Source organism: Mycobacterium sp. 852002-51971_SCH5477799-a, assembly GCF_001667145.1.
Classification (GTDB): domain Bacteria; phylum Actinomycetota; class Actinomycetes; order Mycobacteriales; family Mycobacteriaceae; genus Mycobacterium.
The window spans coordinates 1-3,213 of record NZ_LZIF01000069.1; the positions used below are offsets into that span (position 1 = coordinate 1).

Genomic DNA, 3,213 nt, shown 5'->3' on the forward strand with positions numbered 1-3,213 from the left:
GCCGACGAGCAGGTCAAGATCCGTGGGTATCGCATCGAGTTGGGTGAGGTTCAAGCGGCGTTGGCCGCGCTCGATGGGGTGCGTCAAGCGGTGGTGATCGCCCGCGAGGATCGCCCTGGCGACAAGCGTCTGGTGGGATATGTGACCGGGACGGTGGATCCGGCCGCGGCGCGGGTTGGGTTGGCCGAGCGGCTGCCCGAGTACATGGTTCCGGCGGCGGTGATCGTGCTCGACGGGTTGCCGTTGACGGTCAACGGCAAGCTCGACAAACGCGCGTTGCCGGCACCGGAGTACCAGGACGCCGAGGGTTACCGCGCCCCGGCCACCAAGACCGAGGAGATCCTTGCCGGGGTTTACGCCCAGGTGCTTGGCCTCGAACGCGTCGGCGTCGACGAATCTTTCTTCGAACTCGGCGGCGACAGCATTTTGTCGATGCAGGTAGTCGCGCGAGCTCGGAAAGCCGGCGTGCTGTGCCGACCGCGCGACGTGTTCGTCGAGCAGACCGTCGCACGACTGGCTCTGGTGGCCGGCGTCGTCGACCGGGATGGCGCGGTCGACGACGAAGGTGTCGGGCCGGTGGTGGCCACCCCGATTATGCGCTGGCTGCACGGCATGGACGGTGGGGTCGATCAGTTCAACCAGACCGTGGTGATGGAGGCGCCCCCGCGGGTCAGCGAAACGGATGTCGTGGCGGTTTTGCAGGCGTTGCTGGATCGGCATGCCATGTTGCGCCTGCGTGCCGAGGACGATGGCTCCGGGGGCTGGTCGCTGCAGGTGCCCGAGCCCGGGTCCGTCGATGCCGGCGGGTGCCTGCAGTCGGTGGACGTGCTGTCCGAGGAAGCGCTGGTCAAGGCGCGGTCGCGGTTGAACCCCGCCGCTGGCGTGATGCTCAGCGCTGTGTGGGTGGCGTCCACCGGGCAGTTGGCGCTGGTCATTCACCATCTTGCCGTCGACGGGGTCTCCTGGCGGGTGTTGCTCGAGGACATCAACATCGCCTGGGCTCAGCGCCACAGCGGGCAACCGGCGGCATTGCCGCCGGGCGGAACATCGTTTGCCCGGTGGTCGTCACTGCTGGCCGAGTATGCGCGCGATGCGTCGGTTTTGAACGACGCCGAGACGTGGCGGAAGGTTATGTTGACCCCCGCTGTGCTGCCGGCGGTGCAGCCCGCGGTGGACACGTTTGCCACGGCTGGGCGGCTATCCACGCAGCTGGACGCCGCGACCACCCGTCTGCTTCTTGGTGAGGTTCCCGCGTCTTTCCATGCCGGGGTGCAGGAGATACTGCTGATCGCATTTGGGGTGGCGTTGGCGGAGTTCCTCGGCACTGGCAGCGCACCGATCGGTATCGACGTCGAAGGCCACGGACGCAACGAAGAACTGGCCACCGATATCGATCTGTCCCGGACGGTGGGATGGTTCACCACCAAATACCCAGTCGCGTTGGCGGTGGGCAGGCTGAGCTGGGCCCAGGTGGGGGCGGGCGACCCCGCGTTGGGAGCCGCGATCAAGACCGCCAAAGAACAACTGCGAGACCTTCCGGACGGTATGACTTACGGGCTGCTGCGATACATGAACACCGATGTCGATTTGGCGGGGTCCGATCCGCAGATCGGGTTCAACTATCTGGGGCGGCTTGGCGGCCCCGGCGCCGAGGCGCCCGGCGAGCTGTGGCAGATCAGCCAGGACGGCCTGTCGTTGACCGCGGCGGCTGCGGCGGTCCCCATGCAATTGATGCATACGGTGGAGCTCAACGCTGCCACCATCGACACCGAAACCGGCCCGCGCCTGCACGCCGACTGGACGTGGGCGCCCTCGGCACTGAATCAAGCGCAGGTTAGGCGGCTGAGCCGATTGTGGTTCGACGCCTTGGCCGGTATCTGCGCACACGTGCGTCGCGGTGGTGGTGGGTTAACGCCCTCCGATATCGGGCTTACCGGTCTCAGTCAGCAGCAGATCGACGAGCTCCAGCGGCAATATGCGGATTGCTGACGTCCTGCCGCTGACTCCGCTGCAGCAGGGCCTGCTCTTTCATGCCAGCACGGGGCAAGGCAGCGACGATCTGTATGCGGTGCAGCTCGATATCACCGTGGCCGGTCCGCTCGACCCGGACCGTTTGCAAGATGCGGTGCAGACGGTGGTCGACCGGCACCCGAACCTCGCGGCTCGGTTCTCCGACAAGTTCGACCGGCCAGTGCAGATCATCCCTGCTGACCCGGAACTGCCCTGGCGATATGTGCAGCTTGACGGCAGTCCCGACATTGACGAGCAGGTCCAGCGGGTCTGCGCCGCCGAACGCGCCGCGGTCTGCGATCTCGCTGACCAGCCACCGTTTCGGGCGGTGTTGATCCAGACCGCAATGGACCGGTATCGATTCGTGCTGACGAATCACCACATCGTGCTCGACGGCTGGTCCCTGTCGATCCTGCTGGGAGAGATCTTCGCCAGCTACTCCGGCCAGCGACTTCCGGCGGCGGTCCCATATCGCAGATTTGTCACGTGGCTGGCGGACCGAGATGTTGATTCCGCCTACGAGGCTTGGCGTGAGGAACTCGCCGATTTCGACACCCCGACACTGGTGGGCGGGCCAGGCGGGTTGCGGCACGGGCGCCGAAGCGTTGCATCCTTTCGGGTGCCGGCGGAAACCACCAAGGCCCTCGGCGATCTGGCACGCTCCAGCCACACCACGGTTAACGTCGTGCTGCAGGCCGCCTGGGCGCAGCTGCTGACTTTGCTGACCGGCCAGCATGACGTTGTTTTCGGTGTCACGGTTTCGGGCCGGCCACCCGAAATACTCGGCGCGGACTCGATGATCGGGTTGTTGATCAACACCGTGCCGATGCGCGCGCGTATCACGCCGGCAACGACCACCGCGGATCTACTGGCGCAACTGCAAACGTTTCACAACAACACACTTGAGCATCAGCACCTGGCGCTACCCGATATTCATCGCGCCACTGGTCATGACCAGCTGTTCGACACTCTTTTCGCGTTCGAGAATTATCCCCTTGATACCGACGGGTTGCTAGGCGCCGACGGATTGGCCGTCACCGAGTTCACCAACCGCGAGTACAACCACTACCCGCTCGCGGTGCAGGTTCTGCCGGGCACTGAATTGGGATTGCGTCTCGAATTCGATACCGATGTGTTTGATGTGGCCAGCATTGAGGTGTTGGTGGAGCGGTTGCAGCGGGTGGTGTTGGCGATGACCGCGGA

Annotated in this window: 1 pseudogene; it reads left to right on the forward strand. The window is 65.1% G+C overall.

Going from position 1 to position 3,213, the window contains the following annotated elements:
• A pseudogene (locus A5753_RS07760) lies at positions 1–3,213 on the forward strand (condensation domain-containing protein); the annotation flags it as partial.